The sequence below is a fragment of the Embleya sp. NPDC025285 genome, assembly GCF_055558835.1.
This window is the reverse complement of sequence record NZ_JBVHLU010000030.1, coordinates 22,904-42,855: the sequence shown is the minus strand read 5'-3', so window position 1 is coordinate 42,855 and position 19,952 is coordinate 22,904. Positions and strand designations below refer to the sequence as shown.

Genomic DNA, 19,952 nt, shown 5'->3' with positions numbered 1-19,952 from the left:
AAGACACCCGTGCCCACGCTCGCCGTCCGCGGACGGCGAGCGTGGGCACGGGTGTTCGTCGACCGCATCGACTCGGCGGCCGGGTGGTCAGCGGGGTGCGCCGATCGCGCCGTTCCGGGACTCCCACTCGGCGGGCGCGTCCCCGGCGGGGCCGTCCGCCGGAGCCGCCGCGGCCTCGGCCTCGAGCGTCGGGTCGACCTCGGGGCGCGCCGGCAGCGCGAACATCAACACGAAGATCACGACCAGGACGACCGCGGCCCACAGCAGCGAGTTCTCGAAGGCGTTCACGAACGCGGGCCCCACCTTCTCGGGCGCGAGTCCGTCCTCGATCAGCCGGAAGAAGACCACCGACGTCAGCCCCAGACCCAGCGCGTTGCCCATCTGCAGCGTCGTGTTGATCAGCCCGGACGCCGATCCGGCATGCTCGCGCGGTACATCGGAGAGCACCGCGTTGGTCAGCGGCGCCACGATCAGCCCCATGCCGACGCCGATCACCAGGAGCGGCAACGCCATCTGCCAGGCCGTGATCCCGGTGCCGTACCGGTCCGCCTCCCACAGGTAGATCAGCATGCCCGCGGCCATCACCAGCGCACCGGCCTGGAGCACCTTGCGTCCGAATCGCGGCACCAGCTTCTGCACCGAGACGCCCGCGGCGGCGGCGACCGCCACCGAGAACGGCAGGCTGGTCAGACCGGCGCGCATCACACTCCAACCCAGTCCGATCTGCATGTACAGCGTCCAGACCAGGAAGAACATGCCACACACGACACCGAAGCCGAACTCCACCGCGATCCCGGCACTGAAGCTCTTCACCCGGAACAGCGACATCTCCACCAGCGGCGAGCCGTCCCGACGGGTCTTGGCCCGCTCGTACAGTGCCAGCGCGGCGAACACGAACACCGAGCCGGCCATGGAGAGGTAGCCCCACAGCGGCCAGCCCAACTCGCGGCCCTGGGTGAGCGGGTACAGCAACATCAGCAGGCCCAGCGTGACCAGGCCGACGCCGACCAGGTCCAGATGCAGGGCGCGGGCGGCCTTGGACTCGGTGATGTACTTGCGGCCCAGGATCAGCCCGGCGATGCCCACCGGCACGTTGATCAGGAAGATGGTCCGCCATTCGAGGTCGAACACGTTCCACTCGGTGAGCAGCGCGCCCAGCAGCGGTCCGCAGACCCCGCCCATGCCGACGATGGCGCCGAACAGGCCGAAGACCTTGCCGCGTTCGTGCGCGGGAAAGGTGGCGTGCACGATCGACAGGACCTGCGGGACCATGATCGCGGCCCCGGCGCCCTGCAGGATCCTGGACGCGACCAGCATGTCCGCGTTCACCGCGCAGCCGCTGAGCGCGGAGGCGACGGTGAAGGTGGTGACACCGATCAGGAAGATCCGCCGGCGCCCGTGGATGTCGCCGAGCCGGCCGCCGGTGATCAGGCCGGCCGCGAACGCGAGCACATAGCCCGCGGTGATCCATTGGATCTGGCTCGTGGAGGCGTCCAGGTCGCGCTGGATGGAGGGCAGTGCGACGTTGACGATCGTGACGTCGAGCAGATCCATGAACGCCGCGGTCATGACGATGGCCAGTGCGATCCAGCGCCGCGAATCCGGCGGGGCCGCTTCCGGGTGAGCGATGGGTGAAGTCATGCTTCCAGGCTAGAAATCGAAGGGGGTGGACAGGGGGTCGCGCGTTAAGGGCTTGCGTTCGTTTCGATCAGCACGGTTTATGGCCGAGCCGCGGGATTTCCGGGGAAAGCGCGGCGCAGGCAATCGGCCCGCCGCGGATCGAATGCATGTTCCATCGGGCGGGCGGTGCATTTGTGATATCCGTTGGGTACGTGAAGAGTTCACATCCCGACCGGGAAAAACCCGCGGCACACCGCCGGCGTACTCACGCCGAGCGGAGGAAGACTTCCCCTCGCCATCGACGAAGTGCCCGGTCCGGCCCGCCGACTTCGGACGCACCGGCCCGGCACGCCGCCCGCCACACAGCCCCCGAGGAGCGCCATGAACACCATTGCCCTTCCGCCCGCCCGAGTCCACGCGCCCACCGTCCCGGCACTTTCCCCCGACGGCTGCGAGAAACTGGTCGTCGAGAATCTCACCGCATCGCCGGCCGATCGAAACCGGCCGGCCACGTGTATCTGCTGGTCGGACGCGCAGCCCGTCGACTGAACCGGATATCCCGGACCGATCGGCGGACTTCCCCGAGGACCGAAGGGAAATCGTGAACGGCGCGCGACACAATGCCCCCGGCCTTGCCTTCAAACCCCACCTCGAGGTCGAAGTGGTGCCCGCCGAAGGCGTGTTCCTGGTGTCCGAGCGCGGGGTGACCGCACTGCGCGGCACCGGCCTGGTCACCCTCGCACCGCTCCTGGACGGCACCCGCACCCTGGACGCGCTCATCGCCGAGACCGCACCGACCCTGCCCGCCGCGCAGACCCGACACCTGGTCGGCGGCCTGCTCGACGCGGGCCTGCTCACCCACCGGCTACCGGCCAAGAACGTCCCCGAAGCCGATCGGGCCTACTGGGAACTCGCGGGCCTGGACGGTGACCTCGCGGCGGACCGGGTACGCACCGGCCCGGTCCGCGTGGTCGGTGTCGGCCCCACCGGCACCGCGACCGCGACCGCGCTCACCGAGGCCCTGGTCGCCTCCGGGCTGCACGTGCCCGACACCTCGGACCGACCCCCGGCGCTGACCATCGCCGGGTGCGACGACTACCTCGACCCCGCGCTGGCCGACCTGGACGCCGCGCACCGCGCCTCCCGGGTGCCCTGGCTCCTGGTCCGCTGCGGCGGCGAACAGCCCTGGATCGGGCCGCTGTTCCGCCCCGGCGATGCGGACGCCCCGTGCTGGCGCTGCCTGGCCGAAGCGCTGCGCCGCAATCGCCCCGCGCACCGCTACCTCGAACAGGCGCTGGGCCGACCGGTGGGCGCGCCCGCGTCCGCCCACCCGGCCGGCAGGCTGCTCGCGCTGCACCTGGCCGGCCTGGAGGCCGCCAAATGGCTGGCCGGCCGACCCCGGCCCGCCCCCGACACGATCTGGACACTGGACACCCTCACCCTCACCGGCCGGCACCACCCGGTGCGCCGCCGCCCGCAATGCGCCGGCTGCGGCGACCCCGAAATCGTCGCCCACCGGGTGCGGGCCCCGGTCCGCCCCGGCACCCGGATCAAGGCCGACACCGCGTACGGAGACCGGGCCTCGACCCCCGAGGAGATCCTCGAGCGTTACGGCCACCTGGTGGATCCGCTCACCGGAGTCCTGGGCGAGATCACCCGGGACACCAGAGGCCCCGACTTCCTCAACTGCTTCCACGCCGGCCACAACCCGGCCGCCGCGCCCACCGGCCGGACCGCGCTGCACGCGGGGCTGCGCACCCACAGCTCCGGCAAGGGCCCGACCGCGCGCGACGCCCGGGTCGGCGCGCTGTGCGAGGCCGTGGAACGGTTCAGCGGCGACCACCACGGCGACGAACCGGTCGTCCGGGCGGCCTACGCCGACCTCGGCGACAACGCCGTGCACCCCGACCTGGTCCAACTCTTCCACCCCCGCCAGTTCGCGGACCGCGAACGCTGGAACGCCGAACACGCCCCCGCCCACCACGTGTGCGCGCCGTTCGACGACCACGCGCCGGTGCACTGGACCCCGACCTGGTCGCTCACCGGGGACCGCCCGCGACTGCTGCCCACCTCGCTGCTCTACTACAACACCCCGCGCGACCCGGGCGGTCGCCGCTGCGTCGCCGGCTCCAACGGCTGCGCCGCGGGCGGCTCGCTCGAGGACGCCATCCTCCAGGGCTTCCTGGAACTGGTCGAACGCGACGCCGTCGCGCTGTGGTGGTACAACCGCACCCGGCAGCGCGGGGTCGACCTGGACACGTTCGAGGACCCCTGGATCGCCCGGGTGCGCGGCGGCCACGCCGAACTGCACCGGCAGGTGTGGGCCCTCGACCTCACCAGCGACCTGGGCGTGCCGGCGTTCGCCGCACTGTCGCGGCGGGTGGACAAACCCGCGGAGGACATCTCGCTCGGCTTCGGCGCGCACTTCGACCCGGGCATCGCGCTGCGCCGCGCGCTGGCCGAGGTCAACCAGATGTTGCCGCCCGTCGCCCGGGTCGCCGCCGACGGGTCCGGCTACGGGTGCGACGACCCCGTGGCGCTGCACTGGTGGCGCACCGCGACGATCGCCGAACATCCCTACGTCACCCCCGATCCCGGCCTGCCCGCGAGTGCTCCGGGCGACTTCCCGCACCGGCGGCACCGGGACCTGCGCGAGGACGTGCGGACCATCGAGAACCTGGTCCGGGCACACGATCTGGAACTGCTCGTGCTGGACCAGACCCGCCCCGACATCGGGCTGCCCGTGGTGCGGGTGATCGTCCCGGGACTTCGCCCGGTCTCGGCCCGGTTCGCCCCGGGGCGGCTGTACGACACGCCGGTGCGGCTGGGCCGGCTCACCGCCCCGACCCGCTATGCCGACCTCAATCCGATTCCCCTGTTCCTGTAGCCCGTCCCGCTCCTACGCTGCGTTGCACAGCGACCTCGAGCGAGGAGCCTTGATGCACGCAACTCCCGCGCGCGAACCCGAGATCAGCCCGGGACACAGACCCGCGCCGCACACCGAACTCGCTCCGCGCACGGCGGTGACGATCACCGCGATCGTGATCCTCGGCTTCTTCCTGGTCGCGCTCACCTATGTGCTGCGCGACGAACACGGAGCCGGTGCGCTGGTGTTGTGCCTGGCGCTGATGTTGCTGCTGTTCGCGTTGCAACTGGGCCACTCGTTCCCGTCCCGGGTGCCGATCCTGGCAGGCCGGCGCGAGCGCACACTGGCGGCGCAGGCCCTGCTGACCTACCTGCCGTTCACCCTCTTCGGCGCGGCCTGGCTGGGCATGCCCGGGTTCCTGGCCGCGTCGTGTCTGCTCGTGCTCAAGTCCGTCCTCGCGTGGGTGTGCTTCGGTACCGTCGTGGTGTCCACCGGAGTGATCCAATACGCGGTCGGCTTCGGCGGCGGTGAACTCGCCTACAACGTCACCGCCACCGCGCTGACCGGGCTGGTCGTCTACGGGCTCAGCCGACTCGCCGAGCTGATGCGCGAAGTCCAGGAGGCCCGTGAGGAGTTGGCCCGCTTCGCGATCACCCGCGAGCGGCTGCGCTTCGCTCGCGACCTGCACGATCTGCTCGGTTCCAGCCTGTCCACCATCACACTCAAGTGCGAACTCGCCTACCGTCTGGTGCGCCTGCACCCCGCGCGGGCCGAGGCCGAGATCGTGGAGATCCTGCACACGTCCCGGCAGGCGCTGGCCGACGTCCGCTCGGTCGCCAGCAGTTACCTGCACATGAGCCTGACCCGCGAGATCACCGCCGCCGAGTCGCTGCTGAGCGCGGTGGGCATCGACACCCGGGTGCGCGCCGCCGCGGACCTGCCCACGGGCGGCGCGGACGCGGTGCTGGCCACCGTGCTGCGCGAGGGCATCACCAACGTGCTGCGGCACAGCAAGGCCCGGCACTGCGTGATCGAAACGGTCCTCGACCACGACCGGGTGCGGCTGACCCTGACCAACGACGGCATCGACGCGAGCAAGACGCCGCCGGTCGCCGCCGGCGCGACCGAGGGCGGCAGCGGGCTGCGCAACATGGCCACCCGGGTGCTGGCCCTGGGCGGGACGCTGACCGCGGCCACCCGTGCGGACGGCTGGTTCGAACTGACGGCGGAACTGCCGGTTAACGCGGAGGCCGATCCCGATCGGAACGCGGGGTGGGACACCGCGGTCGGCGGCTCCCCGGGCCGGTGACGCCGCGCGGCCGGTCGACGCGCGTCACAACCAGCCGGAGTCGCGCGCGATCCGCACCGCGTCCATACGATTGCGGGCGTTGAGCTTGGTCACCGTCGTGGTCAGGTAGTTGCGTACCGTCCCGGCGGAGAGGAACAGGCCGCGCGCGATCTCCGGCACGTCCACCCCCTCGGCGGCCAACCGCAACACCTCGGTCTCCCGCGCGCTCAACGGATTCTCCGCCGCCTGGAGCGTGGCCACCGCCAACTGCGGATCGATCACCTGCTCACCGGCGGCCACCGCGCGGATGGCGGCGGTCAGTTGGTCCGGATCGGCGTCCTTGAGCAGGAACCCCGAGGCGTGCGCGGCCAGCGCCCGCCGCAGATTGCCCGGCCGGCCCAGGCTGGTCAGGATCACCGTGCGGCACTCGGGCAACCGCTCGTGCAGCAGCCGGGCCGCCCGAATGCCGTCCAGACCCGGCAGATCGATGTCCAACACCGCGACCTCGGGGCGCACCTCGAGCGCCACCGGCAGGATGAGATCTCCGCAATCGACCTCGGCGACGACCTCGATGTCGGGCTCCAGTTCCAGTAACGACACCAGCGCCCGACGCAGCATGAGCATGTCCTCGGCGAGAAGAACCCTGACCATCGTGTCCCCCCACGGCATCCCAACGGGATGGTCACTGTCATCGACCGTTCCTCGGGAGCACCGGCGGCAGCGCCCCGCCCGCGACACCGACGACCCCACGCCCTCTCACCTGCCCCGACGCGCTCCGATCACGCCGGTCCAAGGCGAGCACGACCGGTCAGATCGAGAACGTGTCGCCGCGCACCCGCACCGACCGGCCGATCCACGGGTCGGTGCGCATGGACGCCAGCACGTCGGCGTCCGTCGAGGAGGCCACCGATCGCACGCCGCCCGTGCCCTCGACCACCGCGATCGCCACCGCCGGCTCGCCCTGCTCGAACGCCACCGTGCAGCCCACCACGTCCGCCGGGCCCGCGTAGTCCGCGTCCACCGGCCGGGCCGGCAACTCGGCACTGACGTCCACCGCCCGGAAACCGCCGGCGGCGGGGCGGCCCGCCCACAGCGCGCCGGCCTGCTTGGTCACCATCCCCGACACGGCGGTCACCAGCCCGTCCCCACCCGCGAGCACGTTCGCCGCGACCTCGACCGTGGCCTGGAGCACGTAGTTGTTGAGCGGCCCCCCGGCGAAGGCCATCCCGCCCGTACCGGTCAACGCCCGGCCGGCACGCTCGGTCAGACCCAACTCGCGCTGCTGGATGCGCACCGCCGCCGGGAAGCAGCTGTACAGGTCAACGTGGGTCGTGTCCCCCACCCCGGAGCCCAGCGCCGCGCCGACCGCCGCGAACCCCGGGGAGCGGTCCAGGTCCGGTCGGGCCACCAGCGGCACCATCGTGTTCGCCTCGGCCGCCATGGTCGGGAACACCCACCGCCCGCGCTCGACCCCGAACCGCCGCGCGGTCTCCGCCGAACACAGCAGCAGCGCGGCAGCCTGGTCGACGTTCATCTGCGAGCAGTGCCACTTGGTGTACGGGTCGGCCAGCCACGCGTTGCGCCCCTCGGGGGACAACAACTCGTCTTCGCGCAGCGCGCGACCGCGCACCGAGTGCCCGGCGTCGGCCGCGACGGCCGAGAAGCCCTGCCACAGCGCGGCGATCTCGCGCGCGTTGTCCGCCGGCGACAACCCGCGCGCCGCGCCGATCGCGGACTCCATCACCGCGTACTGCCGGGCCGGCACGGCCAGATGGCGATCGATCTCGACCCGGGCCAGGATGTCCGCACCCGGCGCCCAGACCGTGTCGGGCACCCCGTCCGCGACCGGATCCGCGAGCTCGACCCCGGCGATCCTCGCCCGCAACCGCCGGTGGGCCGCCTCGCCGCCCACCACCAGGACCACGTCCGCCCGCCCGGCGGCGATGTCGGCGCAGGCCCGGCTGATCAACGACTGCTGCAACACCCCGAGTTCGGCCAGCGTGCTGTGCGCGTCGACGATCTTGAACCGGTTCGCCAGCCACCGTCCCGGATCGCCGTGCCGCCACGTCCCGCGCGGGACCAGCACATGCCGCACCGCCCGCAACAGGCCGCCCAGGCCGTCGGCGGCGTCCTCGACGGCCCGGGCCATCAACTCCAGCTCGCCGACCCCGGCGCCCGCCTCGGCCAGGCGCTGATTCGCCACCCCGGCGCCCACCAGCACCGGTGTCCGCGGATCGATCGTCTCCAGCGCCATCGACGCCCCCTCGCAACGCTGCTCCTCGGCACCGGACCACCCGGCGGGCCGACCGTAACGGCGGATCCCGACGATCACCAGAGCCGACGATCACCTTTGCCGCGGCCCCGCGGCCGGGCCGACCCGACCGGCGCGGTTGCGGACCGCCCGCCGGCGGGCATACGACAACCTTCGGCCCGGCACCCCGAGGAGCAGCGCGATGACCGAACACGACCCCTATGTGCGGGTACGCGGCGCGCGTGAGCACAACCTGCGCGACGTGGACGTGGACATCCCGCGCGACACGTTCGTCGTGTTCACCGGGGTCTCCGGCTCCGGGAAGTCCTCGCTCGCGTTCGGCACGCTGTACGCGGAGGCACAACGGCGGTATTTCGAATCGATCGCCCCGTACGCCCGGCGACTGATCCAGCAGGTCGGCGCGCCGCACGTGGACGAGATCAGCGGACTGCCGCCGGCCATCGCGCTGCGCCAACAGCGCTCGGCGCCGACCTCGCGCTCGACGGTGGGCACCCTGACGACGCTGTCCAACTCGCTGCGGATGTTGTTCTCCCGGGCCGGCCACTACCCGCCCGACGCGCGGCGGGTGGACTCGGACGCGTTCTCGCCGAACACCGTCGCCGGCGCCTGTCCGAACTGCCACGGCCTGGGTCGGGTGCACGAGGTGAGCGAGGAGTCGCTGGTCCCGGACCCGGGCAGATCGATCCGGGACGGTGCGATCGCCGCGTGGCCGGGCGCCTGGTACGGGAAGAACCTGCGGGACATCCTGGCCACCCTCGGCTACGACGTGGACCGGCCGTGGCGCGAGCTGCCGAAGGTCGAGCGGGACTGGATCCTGTTCACCGACGACCAGCCCGTGGTCACCGTGCGTCCGGTGCGCGACGCGAGCCGGATCCAACGCGACTACCAGGGCACGTACAGCAGCGCGCGGCGGATCGTGCTGAAGACGTTCGCGACCTCCAAGAGCGCGACGCAGCGCAGGCGGGTCGAGCGTTTCCTGCGCAGTGGGCCGTGCCCGGTGTGCCACGGCCGGCGGCTGCGGCCGGAATCCTTGGCGGTGACCTTCGCGGGGTACGACATCGCCGCGCTGGTCGCGCTGCCGCTGGCCGAGGCGGCGAAGGTGTTGGCCGGCGCGGAGGCCGACGGCGAGCCGGCCGCGACGATCTGTACGGACCTGGTGGCGCGGATCGCGGTGCTGGTCGAGCTGGGGCTCGGCTACCTGAGCATGGATCGGGAGACGCCGACGCTCTCCTCGGGCGAACTCCAGCGGTTGCGGCTGGCCACCCAGCTCCGGTCGGGCCTGTTCGGGGTGGTGTACGTGCTGGACGAGCCGTCCGCGGGATTGCACGCGGCGGACACCGAGGCGCTGCTCGTGGTGCTCGACCGGCTGCGCGCGGCGGGCAATTCGTTGTTCGTGGTGGAACACCGGATGACGGTGGCGCGCCGCGCGGGCTGGCTCGTGGACGTCGGGCCCGGCGCGGGCGAGGGCGGCGGCCGGATCCTGTACAGCGGCCCGCCGGCCGGGCTGCGCGAGGTGGCCGACTCGGCGACCCGCCGATACCTGTTCCGGACCGGCCCGGCGGCGACCCGGGAGCCGCTGTCGCCCACCGGGTGGGTGACGCTGACCGGGGTGACCCTGCACAACCTGCGCGATGTGGACGTGCGCTTCCCGCTGGGCGTGTTCACCGTGGTCACCGGGGTGTCCGGCTCGGGCAAGTCCAGCCTGGTCGGCGGGGTGTTGGCGGAGGTGACGGCGGATCACCTGGGCACCCGGCCGGAGGAGGACGAGGACCGGCGGCAGGAGTCGGGCGAGATTCGCGCGGTGGAGGGCCTGGACGTGGTCGATCGGCTGGTGCGGGTGGACCAGAAGCCGATCGGGCGCACCCCGCGCTCGAACCTGGCCACCTACACCGGCCTGTTCGACACGGTGCGCAGGCTCTTCGCGGACACCGACGCGGCGCGCGAGCGCGGGTGGACCGCGAGCCGGTTCTCCTTCAATGTGGACGGCGGCCGATGCGAGACGTGTTCGGGGGAGGGCTTCGTCGCGGTGGAGCTGCTGTTCCTGCCCGGGACGTACGCGCCGTGTCCGACCTGCCACGGCGCGCGCTACAACCCGCCGACGCTGGAGGTGACGTACCGGGGGCTGAGCGTCGCGGACGTGCTCGGGCTGACGGTGGACGCCGCCGCCGACTTCCTCGCCGAGGTGCCGGCCGCCGCGCGCAGTCTGACCACGTTGCGCGAGGTGGGTCTGGGCTACCTGCGACTGGGGCAGCCCGCGACCGAGCTCTCCGGCGGCGAGGCGCAGCGGATCAAGTTGGCCAGTGAGCTGCAACGGGCCCGGCGCGGGCACACGCTGTACGTGCTGGACGAGCCGACGGCCGGGCTGCATCCGGCCGATGTCGAGCTGCTGATGCGCCAGTTGCACGGTCTGGTCGCGGCGGGCAACACGGTCGTGGTGGTCGAACACGACCCGGACGTGATCGCCGGCGCGGACTGGATGATCGACCTCGGTCCCGGCGGCGGCGCCAACGGCGGCCGGATCGTGGCGAGCGGGGTGCCGGCGGATGTGGCGGCGAAGGGTGTGGGGGTGACCGCGCGGTTCCTGGCGGCGCACTGACGCGCGGGGCGGCGCCGGGCGGGTGGGCGAGCCGGGCCACGCCGGCGCCTCGTCGCGCGGTTCGGCATCGCGTGGTTCGGGCGGGTGGATCGGCCCGCGCGGGTCGGCCCGGCCGGCTCAGTCGGCGTCCGGACCGGCCAGGAACTCGAGGAGGGCGGCCGGATCGTCGCCGGCACACGCCGCGCGCACGGCCGCCTCGTGTGCCTGGGCCAGCGCGTCCAACCGGGCGAGGCGGTGGCGCCCGCGCCGGGACAGGTGCGCGGCGATCCGGCGGCGGTCCACGCCGGACTGGCGTCGGTAGATCCAGCCGTCGTCCACCAGCGCGTCCACGATCCGGGTCAGGCTGGCGTGCGGGATCAGCAGGCTCTGCGCCAGGTCGCCCATCAGCCGGCCGTCGCCCTCGCCGACGGCGCGCAGCACGAGCCACTGGTCGAGAGTGCAGTTCTCCTCGGCCAACACGAGGGTCAGGGTGCGGGTCAGGCGGCGCTGCGCGATGGTCAGCAGCTCGGCCAGGGGCGGTCGGGCGACGGCTCGTTCGGCGAGTTCGCCGGCGGACATGCGCATCACCCCTTCACCGGGCCGGTTCCAGGAGCATACTTACTCGCCTGATGAGCGTCGACACAGTCTTGATCGAGCCGCTCGACGCGCTGCATTCCGACCGGAATCCCCAGGTGCTTCGAGTGGGCCTGGTGGTGCCCCAGTCCGGGCCGCTCGGGATCATCGGGCCCTCGGCGGTGGACGCGGCGCTGCTCGCGGCGTACGAGATCAACACCGCCTGCGGGGTGCGCGACCGCCCGGTGGAACTGGTCCTGGTGGACGCCGGCGGCCCGCCCGAGAAGGTCGCGGCGCAGGTCGAACTGCTCGGCTCGGCGGGTGCGGTGGACGTACTGGTCGGCTTCCACACCAGCGACGTGCACCGCGCGATCGAGTCGGTGGTGAGCGGCCGGACGCCGTACGTCTTCACCCCGCCGCACGAGGGCGGCGGTCGGCTGCCCGGGGTGGTGTGCACGGGAGTCGACCCGATGCGCCAACTGCGTGAGTCGATCGGGTGGCTGACCGAGCACCATCGGCTGCGCCGGTGGGCGCTGATCGGCAACGACTACATCTGGCCGCAGGCCATCCACGCGGCCGCCACGCGGTTGATCACACACGCGCACAGCAGCGTGGTGTACGAGCGACGGGTGGCCTTCGGGGCGGTACGCGCGGGCCTGGACGAGTTGTTGGCCGGGCTGCGGGTCGCCCGCGCCGACGCGCTGCTGCTCAGCCTGATCGGCCGCGACCTGGTCGACTTCAACCGGGCACTGCGGCACGCCGGGCTGGATCGCATCCTGGTCCGGCTGTCCGGGGCGCTGGAGGAGAACGGGCTGTTGGCCTACGGCGGCGACGACACCGGTGCGATGTACGCGGTGATGCAGTCCTTCGCGTCGCAGACCGACGATCGCCGGCTGGGCCTGGCCGAGCGGCACCGGTCCCTGTTCGGCGCACAGGCGCCGGTGTTGGACGCCTACGCCGAGGGCCTGTACGACGGGCTGCACCTGGTCGCGGCGTTGGCCGCGCGGGACGAACTGGCGCCGGACGGGTTGGCGGCGGCGGTGCGCCGATTGTTCGACGCCGATCCGGCCGCCGCGCGAGGGGCGTGGGCGCGGTCGTCGCTGGGGCCGCCGCGCAGGCAGGTGTACCTGGCCCGAGCGGAAGGGCTGGATTTCGTTGTGCTGCCGCGACGAGAAAGTACTTCCATTTGGAAATAACTGGTTCTAGGGTCTCTCCGTGACCCCTCGGGGTCGTCCCGAGGAGAGACCACCATGAGCGAAGTCCCCACCCGCGGATCGACCGGGAGACCCGAGTCGACCGGCAGACCCGAGTCCCCCGGCAGACCGGACCCGACCGGAAGCCCCGCGTCGATCGAGAAGTACGGCTACAAGCAAGAACTCCGCCGGTCCCTGAGTTTCCGCGACCTGCTCGTGTACGGCCTGGTCTTCATGGTCCCGATCGCGCCGTTCGGCATCTTCGGCGGCGTGTTCCAGGGCTCCGGCGGCATGGTCGCGCTCGCGTACGTCATCGGCATGGTCGCGATGATGTTCACCGCGTTGTCCTACGCGCAGATGTCCCAGGCCTTCCCGATGGCCGGATCGGTGTACTCCTACGCCGGCCGAGGCATCGCCGCCCCGGTGGGCTTCCTGGCCGGCTGGATGATCCTGCTCGACTACATCCTGGTGCCCGGCCTGCTCTACCTGATCGCCGCCGTCGCGATGAACTCGCTGGTCACGTCCATCCCGGTGTGGATGTGGGTGGTCGGGTTCGTGCTGCTGAACACGGCGGTGAACTACCTCGGCGTCGAGATGACCGCCAAGGTCAACAAGATCATGCTGATCGGCGAACTGATCATCCTGGTCCTGTTCATCGTGATCGGCGTGGTCGCGCTGATGGACGGCAAGGGCCGCGGCTTCGACTTCACCCCGATCTACAACAGCGACACCTTCTCCTGGAACCTGGTCTTCGGCGCCGTCTCGATCGCGGCGCTGAGCTTCCTGGGCTTCGACGGCATCTCCATGTTGTCCGAGGAGAACAAGGACTCGGCCAAGGCCATCGGCCGGTCGATGGTCGCCGCGCTGCTGCTGGCCGGGACGTTGTTCATCGCGCAGACCTGGATCGCCTCGCTGCTGGTGCCCGACCCCGGGGCGCTGATCGACAAGGGCGACCCGGACGGCACCGCGTTCTACGACGCGGCCCGGGTCGCGGCGGGCGGCTGGCTGGCCAAGCTCACCGCCGTGGCCACCGCGATCGCGTGGGGCTTCGCCAACTCGCTGGTCGCCCAGGCCGCGACCTCACGCCTGCTGTACGCGATGGCCCGGGACCGGCAACTGCCGTCCTTCCTGGCCAAGGTGCACCCCAAGCACCGGGTCCCGGTCAACGCCACGCTGCTCACCGCCGTGATCTCGCTCGCCCTGGGCCTGTACACCAGCACCCGCGACGACGGCATCACCACGCTGAGCAGCCTGGTCAACATCGGCGCGCTCACCACGTTCCTGGTGCTGCACGTGTCGGTGGTCGTGCACTACCTGATCCGGCACAAGAGCCGGGACTACTGGCGGCACCTGATCGCGCCCTCGCTGGGCTTCGCGATCCTGGCCTACGTCGTCTACAACGCCGACGGCGACGCGAAACGACTGGGCACGATCTGGTTCGCGATCGGTTTCGCCCTGCTCTCCGGTCTGGTCCTGGCGGGCCGCCGGCCGAAAATCTCCGCCATCGACCAGGTCGAGGAACCCGTATGACCCTGCTCGAAGTCGTCTCCCTGCAGCCGACCTACCACCAGTACGCCTACACCTTCGGCGGGCGCCGCCCGCTGGTGACGGTCCGCCCCGGCACCATCGTGGAACTGTCCACCGAGGACTGCTTCGGCGGGAACGTCAAGGGCATCGACGACCTGCCCAGCGCGGTGTGCACCTTCCCCTATCTCAACCCCGTCACCGGACCGATCGCGGTCGAGGGCGCCGAACCCGGGGACACCCTCGCGGTGCACTTCGTGGACATCGCACCCGCGCGCGACTGGGGCATCTCCACCACGTTCCCGCACTTCGGCGCGCTCACCGCCACGCCCACCACGGCGATGCTGCACGAGGCGCTGGAGGAACGGGTGTGGGTCTACGACCTGGACGCCGACGCGGGCATCTGCCGATTCCGGGCTCGGGAGAGCGACTTCGTCGTGGACCTCCCGCTGGACCCGATGCACGGCACGGTCGGGGTGGCGCCCGCCGCGGGTGAGACGCTGATGTCGATCACCCCGGGCGCGCACGGCGGCAACATGGACACCCCCGAGATGCGGGCCGGCACCACCGCGTACTTCGGCGTCAACGTCGCGGGCGGCATGCTCTCGATCGGCGACGGCCACGCCCGCCAAGGCGAGGGCGAACTGTGCGGGACGGCGGTCGAGGCAGCGATGCGCACGGTGATCGTGGTCGACCTGATCAAGGGCGGCGCGCCGGTGTCGCCGCGCCTGGAGAACGACGACCACCTGCTCACCACCGGGTCGGCCCGCCCGCTCGAGGACGCCTTCCGGATCAGCCAACGCGATCTCGTGGGCTGGACGGCGGAGCTGCTCGACCTGGAACTGCTGGACGCCTACCAGCTCGTCAGCCAGGCCGGCCTGGCCCCGGCCGCCAACGTGTGCGACACCAACTACACGATGGTCGGCAAGCTGCCCAAGGCCGTGCTCGGACGACACCGGGCCTACGAGGGCCGGCACGACCACCTGCGGGCGGTGGCGGCGGCCTATCTGGCCGAGCGCTGAGGCCGCGCGGCGGGCCGTGACGACTCCGGCACCGGAGGGGCCACCGGTTGCCGGCGCCCGGCGGCGGATCATCCGCAGGCCGGGCGAGCGGGGGACATCCCCGGGAAGGACGCGTCCGCCGACGCGCATCCCGCAGGGGAGAACTCGGGGATGTCCCTGTGGGTGCCGGGTGCCGGGTGCCGGGTGCCGGGTGCCGGGTGCTCGGGCGGTTCGGTGCCCGCGTGCCCGCGTGCTTGTGGGTTCGCGGCGGTACGACCGGGTGCGAGCGACCCGGCGCGGCGGGAATTCCCGGCCCGTGTGCGTGTTGGGACTCGTGTGAACGTGTTGCCGCCGGGTGTCCGGTTCTCCGTGCTCGACAGGTCGCTCACCCTGGAAGGGGAGCACCCCGCGTCGGCGCTGCGCCACGCCGTGGCCTTCGCCCGGGAGGTGGAGCGGCTGGGGTACCACCGCTTCTGGGTCGCGGAGCACCACAGTGTGCCGGGCGTGGCCGGGTCGGCACCCACCGTGCTGGCCGCCGCGGTGGCCGCGGTCACCGAGCGGATCCGGGTCGGGACCGGCGGGGTGATGTTGCCCAACCACCAACCGCTGGTGGTGGCCGAGCAGTTCGGCGTGCTGGAGTCGCTGTATCCGGGCCGGATCGACCTGGGCGTGGGCCGCTCGGTGGGGTTCACCGACGGGATCCGCGCCGCGCTGGGCCGGGGCAAGGACGCCGCGGAGGACTTCCCGGATCGGCTGGCCGAACTGCTCGGCTACTTCCTGGGCACCCAGGACGCGCACCCCGGAGTGCACGCGCGCCCCGCCGAGGGACTGCGGCCGGCCCCGTTCGTGCTGGCCACCGGGGCGGGCGCGGACCACGCCGCCGCCGCCGGGGTGCCGCTCGTGGTCGCCGCGGCGATCGGCGAGGAGCGCATGCTCGCCGCGATCGAGCGCTACCGGGCCGCCTTCCGGCCGTCGGCGTGGTCGACGCGACCCTACGTCGTGGTGGCCGGCACGATCGCGATCGCGGACACCGAGGAGGCGGCGTACGACCTGCTCCTGCCCGAGGCGTGGGCGGCCGCGTACTCGCGCACCAAGGGCACCTTCCCGCCGCTGCTCCCGGCCGAGCGCATCCGGGCGACGGCGATGACCCCGCGCGAGCGGGAACACCTGGACGCCGCGCTCCGGGACCAGATCCACGGCACCGCCGAGACCGTCGCCGGCGAGTTGGCCGGCCTGTTCGCCCGCACGGACGCGGACGAGTTCCTGGTCACCACCAGCTCGCACGACCGGGCCGGCCGGGTGCGATCGGCCCGGCGACTGGCCGAACTGGCGGGCATCGCGCCGCGGATCGGCGCGGCCGCCGCCGGCTGAGCCGGCCGCGCGGACCGACCTCAGCCGGCAGCCGGCGCGCGTTGCTAACGTGGTGCGGCCCGAGCCGGTCGTTCTGCGGGGAGGTTCCGACCGATGGCCCATGCCGGCCACCAAGCACACACGCTTCCACACCCATACCCACCCGGGCACACGCCCGCGCACGCGGCGACCGAGACACCCGCGCAGATCGAGCGGCGCCGGATCGCCAACGTCGCCTCCGTGGTCGTCCCGGGTGTCCTGGCGCACCGGATGTTGCGCCCGGCGCACCGGATCGGGAAGCCGGACGGGCTGATGGGCAACCTCAACCGGGTGCGCGCGTGGCTCGGCCTGATGATCGTGCTGGCCGTGTTCCTGCGCGGGCTGTACCAGGAGCGCACGCACTCCTCGGGCGCGGCCGCCGGCACCACCACCAAGATCCAGGGGGCGCAGGTGGTCGCCGAACTGGCGTCCGCGATGGTCCGCCGGATGGTGCTGCTGCCGCTGTACGGCATCGTCGGCATCGTGCTGATCGGCTGCCTCCTGGTGCTCTGCGCCCGGCCGCACCTGCGCTCACTGACCCTGCGCCAACTGATCCACCCGGTCCGCACGGTCGGGTTGTTCCTGGTGGTTCCGGGGCTGGGCCTCGCGTTGGCCTGGGGATGCCGCAAGGGCGCGGGGCTGGGGGCGAACACCAACACGCTGCGCACCGACGGCACGATGGTCCAACTGCTGTTGTCCTGGGTGTCCATGGTCGCCGGGATCTGGGTCTTCGGATTCGCCCTGGTGGCGATCTGGCAGGTGGCGCAGCACCTGTTCTCCGCGGCGGACGGCCACCCGATGTTGCCCGCGCTGATGGCGATGTGGCTGGCCTGGACGTTCACCCTGACCGACATGCTGGTCAAGACCGACAACCCGCTGTTCGCGGGATCCGATATCGTGCCGGGCAACATCAAGGCCGTGGTCGGCGTGGGCGGTTCGGTGATCATCACCGCGTTGAGCGTCTGGGAGATCCGCCGCCTCGGCCGTTGGAACGGGATCACCTGGCGCAGCGGCCCGTGGGGATCGCGATCGCCGCAGACGCGCGCGACCGCCCAGGGAGTGGCCTGAGTTCGGGTCGGGGCCTCCTTGTCCGGGGCCCCGGCCGGATCCGCCGAGGCCCCGAGCGCGGGCGCCCGATGGACGGGCATCCGGGCTCGGGGCCTCGGTGTTCTCGTGCCGGCTAGGACTTGCCGCGGATGCTGCCGGTGATCAGCCGGTAGCCGAGACCGGCGGTGCTCTCGTCGACCAGGAAGAGCCGGCCGTCGTGTTCGAACGGCTTGGGCATGGCCTCGGCGAGGGAGACGCCCAGCCGCAGGGGGTACTCGGCGAGGACCCGGATGTGGCCGTTCTGCGGGTCGAAGCGGACCAGGCGCGGCGGCTTGCTGCCGCGCGCGTTGACCCACACCCGCAGGGCGCCGTCGGGGTCGACCGCGATCGGCGCGGCCTTGCTGTCCACGCTCAGGCCCACCACCTTGACGGCGGCCGGCAGCGCGGAGATCCAGCGCACCCGACCGGTCTGCCGGTCGACGGCCACGATCTGGTTCGCTCCGGGCGTGTTCGACGCGTGCACGGACCGGCCGTTGTTGCCGGGCACGTAGATCGTGCGCTCGTCGGCGAGCACGCGCGGCGAGGTGTCGCGCTTGTCCTCGCGCGCGTCGCCGCGGGTGTCGTCGACCAGCGGGCCGCCCGCGTCGATCGTGTAGGCGGGCTCGCCGCGTTCGGTCAACACGGTCAGCCTGGCCGGGCCGCCCGGCGCGGTCGGCTCGTCGACGATCACGGGGGAGGTGGCGACCACCGGTGAGGTGCCCGCGAGCACCGTGCCCTCCGTGGGCAGCTTGTGCACCCAGGCCGGCTTGCCGGTGAGCGGATCGACCGCCCACACCGCGTCCGTGCTCCCGCACCGGCCGTTGGCCACCAGCGCGGCCCCGCCGCGGAAGCCGGCGACCTGACAACCGACCGCGAAGGTGCGGTCGGCCACCCACAGTTGGGCGCCGTCCCTGATCCGGAACGCGGTGTCGCCGCTGACCGCCACGCCGCGCGAGACGGCCAGGCGTTCCAGGGCCGCGGGGCCCTTGGCGGTGCGCGATTTGGCCCACACCTCGGTGCCCGACGTGATGTCGATGCCCGCGATCCGGTCGCAGGCGGTGCCGACTCCGTAGACGACGACGGCGATCGGTCCGTCGGTCTCGGCGCCGGCCGCGCACATCGCGGCGCCGTTCGGGAGCGGCTTCTCCCAGACGGTGGCCCCGCTGTCCACGCGGTACGCGACCACGCGGGTGCGTTCGGAACGCACCACGGTGTCGCCCTGGAACCAGGTGCCCTCCAGCGTGCGTACGTCCGAGCCCGCCGTCGACACCGGCTTGGGGCCGTCCCGACCCTCCTTCAACGCCCAGGCGACCGACACGTGTTCGCCGGTGTTGCCGTACTCGTCGCCGTGCAGCACGGCCTGCCGGACCGCGCCGACGCCGGCGAAGGCGAGCACCAGCAGGGCCAGGATCGCGGTGCGCAGCAGGACCGGGCGATCGCGCGCGGGCCGGATCCGGTCCGGGGCGAGCGGCGGGCCGAAAACGAAGTGGTGGTCCGAGGGCGCCGGTTGCAGCGGCATCGGCGCGGGGGTCGGCGGGAGGGCCGAGCCCGGTCCGGCCGGGCCGCCGTACCCGGGGGTGTGCGGGTGCGGCCCGGGTTGGGGATGCGGGTCGTGCAGGGGCAGGTTGGGATTGGCCACGAAGCCGCCACCCGAGGCATTCGGGAACGGCGCGGGGCGTGAGTGCGGTTGTGCCGCCGGGCGCGCGTGCGACGGCGGCTGCGCCTGGGCCGGGATGTGCGGCTGGGGCGATGGCTGCGGCTGCGCGTGACCGGGGCCCGGGCCGGGGCCCGACGGCTGTGGTCGGGCCGGTGACGAGGAGGCGGGCGGTGCGAAGGGCGGTGGCGCCTGGCCCGACGACGGCGGTGCGAACGCCGGGGGTGCCTGGGCCTGGCCCGGTGGCGCGAAGGGGGGCGGCACGGACCGCCGGGCGTGCGAGCGTCGTTGCTCGTCCCACGGGTTGTGTGCGTCGTCCGGGCTGTTCGGGCTGTCCGGGCCGGGCGGGTACTGCGGGGTGCTCACGCGGTGCCTCCCGACGTGCCGGGTATCACCGGGGCGCCGAGGCCGACGTCGCGCGGGCCCGGCAGGTCCTTGAAGTCGCTCCGGTCCACGTGGCCCACCGACTGGCCCACGTTGTGCAGCCACAACACCAGGAACGTGATCGCGGCGGCCGAGGCCGCGACGATCAGCACGCTCACCACGATCACCAGACCGCTGCGCGGCGCGGCCGGCCCGCGGGCCGGCCGAGGTTCCGCCGGCGCGCCCCACGGTGGTGGCGCCTGCCCCGGGCCGGAGCCCCGCACCGAGCCCTGCGGTGGCAATGAGTGCGTCATGACGATCGCGCCCCCCGTGTTCCTGTCCCGAATTCACCCCGTACCGCGACCACCGCCCGGCACCTCCGACGCAAACGCCGCGTCGATCACCGTACCGACCCCGCTCTCCTCCCGCCGACCATCGCCCCCTCTCCGCCCGCGACACTCCACGAAATCCCCCCAACCGGGCCCGAGTCGTATGACTCGGGGGCGTCGCGTTCGCGCTCGTGCGTCGTCGTCCGTCCCCGGAGGACC

General features: G+C 72.6%; 15 protein-coding genes. 9 read left to right on the top strand and 6 right to left on the bottom strand.

Annotated elements, in window-relative coordinates; all coding sequences use genetic code 11:
- Positions 1–87 precede the first annotated feature (87 nt).
- Positions 88–1,641 carry an MFS transporter gene (locus ACZ4FV_RS21455; protein ID WP_395867167.1) on the bottom strand — a complete coding sequence of 518 codons (1,554 nt, stop codon included), beginning with the start codon at positions 1,639–1,641 and terminating at the stop codon, positions 88–90.
- A 360-nt stretch (positions 1,642–2,001) separates the two neighbouring features.
- Here ACZ4FV_RS21455 and ACZ4FV_RS21450 point away from each other — a divergent pair, with 360 nt between their 5' ends.
- From ACZ4FV_RS21450 to ACZ4FV_RS21440, 3 genes are read left to right on the top strand one after another with little or no spacing between them, the layout of a single operon-like run.
- Entirely contained in the window at positions 2,002–2,169 is a 168-nt protein-coding gene (locus ACZ4FV_RS21450; protein ID WP_465323080.1) for a hypothetical protein, read from the top strand.
- Positions 2,170–2,221: 52 nt separating this feature from the next.
- Positions 2,222–4,507: a TOMM precursor leader peptide-binding protein gene (locus ACZ4FV_RS21445; protein ID WP_402232026.1), complete on the top strand. Its 2,286-nt coding sequence runs from the start codon at positions 2,222–2,224 to the stop codon at positions 4,505–4,507.
- A gap of 52 nt (positions 4,508–4,559) precedes the next feature.
- The gene (locus tag ACZ4FV_RS21440) at positions 4,560–5,795 is read left to right on the top strand and encodes a sensor histidine kinase (RefSeq protein WP_402232024.1); all 1,236 of its coding nucleotides are present in this window, start codon (positions 4,560–4,562) and stop codon (positions 5,793–5,795) included.
- A gap of 24 nt (positions 5,796–5,819) precedes the next feature.
- On the opposite strand, the gene ACZ4FV_RS21435 is transcribed toward ACZ4FV_RS21440, so the two are convergent.
- Together ACZ4FV_RS21435 and ACZ4FV_RS21430 are read right to left on the bottom strand one after the other, a co-directional pair.
- Positions 5,820–6,425, bottom strand: a complete 606-nt coding sequence (locus tag ACZ4FV_RS21435) for a response regulator transcription factor (protein WP_402232023.1) — start codon at positions 6,423–6,425, stop codon at positions 5,820–5,822.
- Between the two features lie 157 nt (positions 6,426–6,582).
- Positions 6,583–8,106, bottom strand: coding sequence for an acetyl-CoA acetyltransferase (locus ACZ4FV_RS21430; RefSeq protein ID WP_465323079.1), 1,524 nt, complete (start codon positions 8,104–8,106; stop codon positions 6,583–6,585).
- A gap of 121 nt (positions 8,107–8,227) precedes the next feature.
- Here ACZ4FV_RS21430 and ACZ4FV_RS21425 point away from each other — a divergent pair, with 121 nt between their 5' ends.
- On the top strand, positions 8,228–10,642 hold the full coding sequence (locus ACZ4FV_RS21425) for an ATP-binding cassette domain-containing protein (RefSeq protein WP_465323078.1): 2,415 nt from the start codon (positions 8,228–8,230) through the stop codon (positions 10,640–10,642).
- Positions 10,643–10,759: 117 nt separating this feature from the next.
- Here the strand turns inward: ACZ4FV_RS21425 and ACZ4FV_RS21420 are convergent, their stop codons facing one another.
- Complete coding sequence (locus ACZ4FV_RS21420) at positions 10,760–11,200, bottom strand: MarR family winged helix-turn-helix transcriptional regulator (RefSeq protein ID WP_402232017.1); 441 nt, start codon at positions 11,198–11,200, stop codon at positions 10,760–10,762.
- A gap of 50 nt (positions 11,201–11,250) precedes the next feature.
- Between ACZ4FV_RS21420 and ACZ4FV_RS21415 the strand changes: the two genes are divergently transcribed.
- From ACZ4FV_RS21415 to ACZ4FV_RS21395, 5 genes are all read left to right on the top strand, one after another.
- Positions 11,251–12,390 carry a substrate-binding domain-containing protein gene (locus ACZ4FV_RS21415; RefSeq protein ID WP_395867182.1) on the top strand — a complete coding sequence of 380 codons (1,140 nt, stop codon included), beginning with the start codon at positions 11,251–11,253 and terminating at the stop codon, positions 12,388–12,390.
- 54 nt (positions 12,391–12,444) lie between these two features.
- Positions 12,445–13,917, top strand: a complete 1,473-nt coding sequence (locus ACZ4FV_RS21410; RefSeq protein ID WP_465323077.1) for an APC family permease — start codon at positions 12,445–12,447, stop codon at positions 13,915–13,917.
- Positions 13,914–14,933, top strand: a complete 1,020-nt coding sequence (locus ACZ4FV_RS21405) for an acetamidase/formamidase family protein (protein WP_395867186.1) — start codon at positions 13,914–13,916, stop codon at positions 14,931–14,933. The genes ACZ4FV_RS21410 and ACZ4FV_RS21405 overlap by 4 nt, the downstream gene beginning before the upstream one ends.
- A 315-nt stretch (positions 14,934–15,248) precedes the next feature.
- Positions 15,249–16,283, top strand: a complete 1,035-nt coding sequence (locus ACZ4FV_RS21400; protein WP_465323076.1) for an MsnO8 family LLM class oxidoreductase — start codon at positions 15,249–15,251, stop codon at positions 16,281–16,283.
- A 93-nt stretch (positions 16,284–16,376) separates the two neighbouring features.
- Positions 16,377–17,369 carry a hypothetical protein gene (locus ACZ4FV_RS21395; protein ID WP_465323075.1) on the top strand — a complete coding sequence of 331 codons (993 nt, stop codon included), beginning with the start codon at positions 16,377–16,379 and terminating at the stop codon, positions 17,367–17,369.
- Positions 17,370–17,481: 112 nt separating this feature from the next.
- On the opposite strand, the gene ACZ4FV_RS21390 is transcribed toward ACZ4FV_RS21395, so the two are convergent.
- Positions 17,482–19,026, bottom strand: coding sequence for an outer membrane protein assembly factor BamB family protein (locus ACZ4FV_RS21390; RefSeq protein ID WP_465323074.1), 1,545 nt, complete (start codon positions 19,024–19,026; stop codon positions 17,482–17,484).
- 377 nt (positions 19,027–19,403) lie between these two features.
- Positions 19,404–19,718, bottom strand: a complete 315-nt coding sequence (locus ACZ4FV_RS21385) for a hypothetical protein (protein ID WP_395867194.1) — start codon at positions 19,716–19,718, stop codon at positions 19,404–19,406.
- Positions 19,719–19,952 lie beyond the last annotated feature (234 nt).

Bases quoted from the DNA above. Each gene is read 5' to 3' on its own strand.
- ACZ4FV_RS21455 (WP_395867167.1), bottom strand. From the start codon at position 1,641: ATGACTTCACCCATCGCTCACCCGGAAGCGGCCCCGCCGGATTCGCGG.
- ACZ4FV_RS21450 (WP_465323080.1), top strand. From the start codon at position 2,002: ATGAACACCATTGCCCTTCCGCCCGCCCGAGTCCACGCGCCCACCGTC.
- ACZ4FV_RS21440 (WP_402232024.1), top strand. From the start codon at position 4,560: ATGCACGCAACTCCCGCGCGCGAACCCGAGATCAGCCCGGGACACAGA.
- ACZ4FV_RS21435 (WP_402232023.1), bottom strand. From the start codon at position 6,425: ATGGTCAGGGTTCTTCTCGCCGAGGACATGCTCATGCTGCGTCGGGCG.
- ACZ4FV_RS21425 (WP_465323078.1), top strand. From the start codon at position 8,228: ATGACCGAACACGACCCCTATGTGCGGGTACGCGGCGCGCGTGAGCAC.
- ACZ4FV_RS21420 (WP_402232017.1), bottom strand. From the start codon at position 11,200: ATGTCCGCCGGCGAACTCGCCGAACGAGCCGTCGCCCGACCGCCCCTG.
- ACZ4FV_RS21415 (WP_395867182.1), top strand. From the start codon at position 11,251: ATGAGCGTCGACACAGTCTTGATCGAGCCGCTCGACGCGCTGCATTCC.
- ACZ4FV_RS21410 (WP_465323077.1), top strand. From the start codon at position 12,445: ATGAGCGAAGTCCCCACCCGCGGATCGACCGGGAGACCCGAGTCGACC.
- ACZ4FV_RS21405 (WP_395867186.1), top strand. From the start codon at position 13,914: ATGACCCTGCTCGAAGTCGTCTCCCTGCAGCCGACCTACCACCAGTAC.
- ACZ4FV_RS21395 (WP_465323075.1), top strand. From the start codon at position 16,377: ATGGCCCATGCCGGCCACCAAGCACACACGCTTCCACACCCATACCCA.
- ACZ4FV_RS21385 (WP_395867194.1), bottom strand. From the start codon at position 19,718: ATGACGCACTCATTGCCACCGCAGGGCTCGGTGCGGGGCTCCGGCCCG.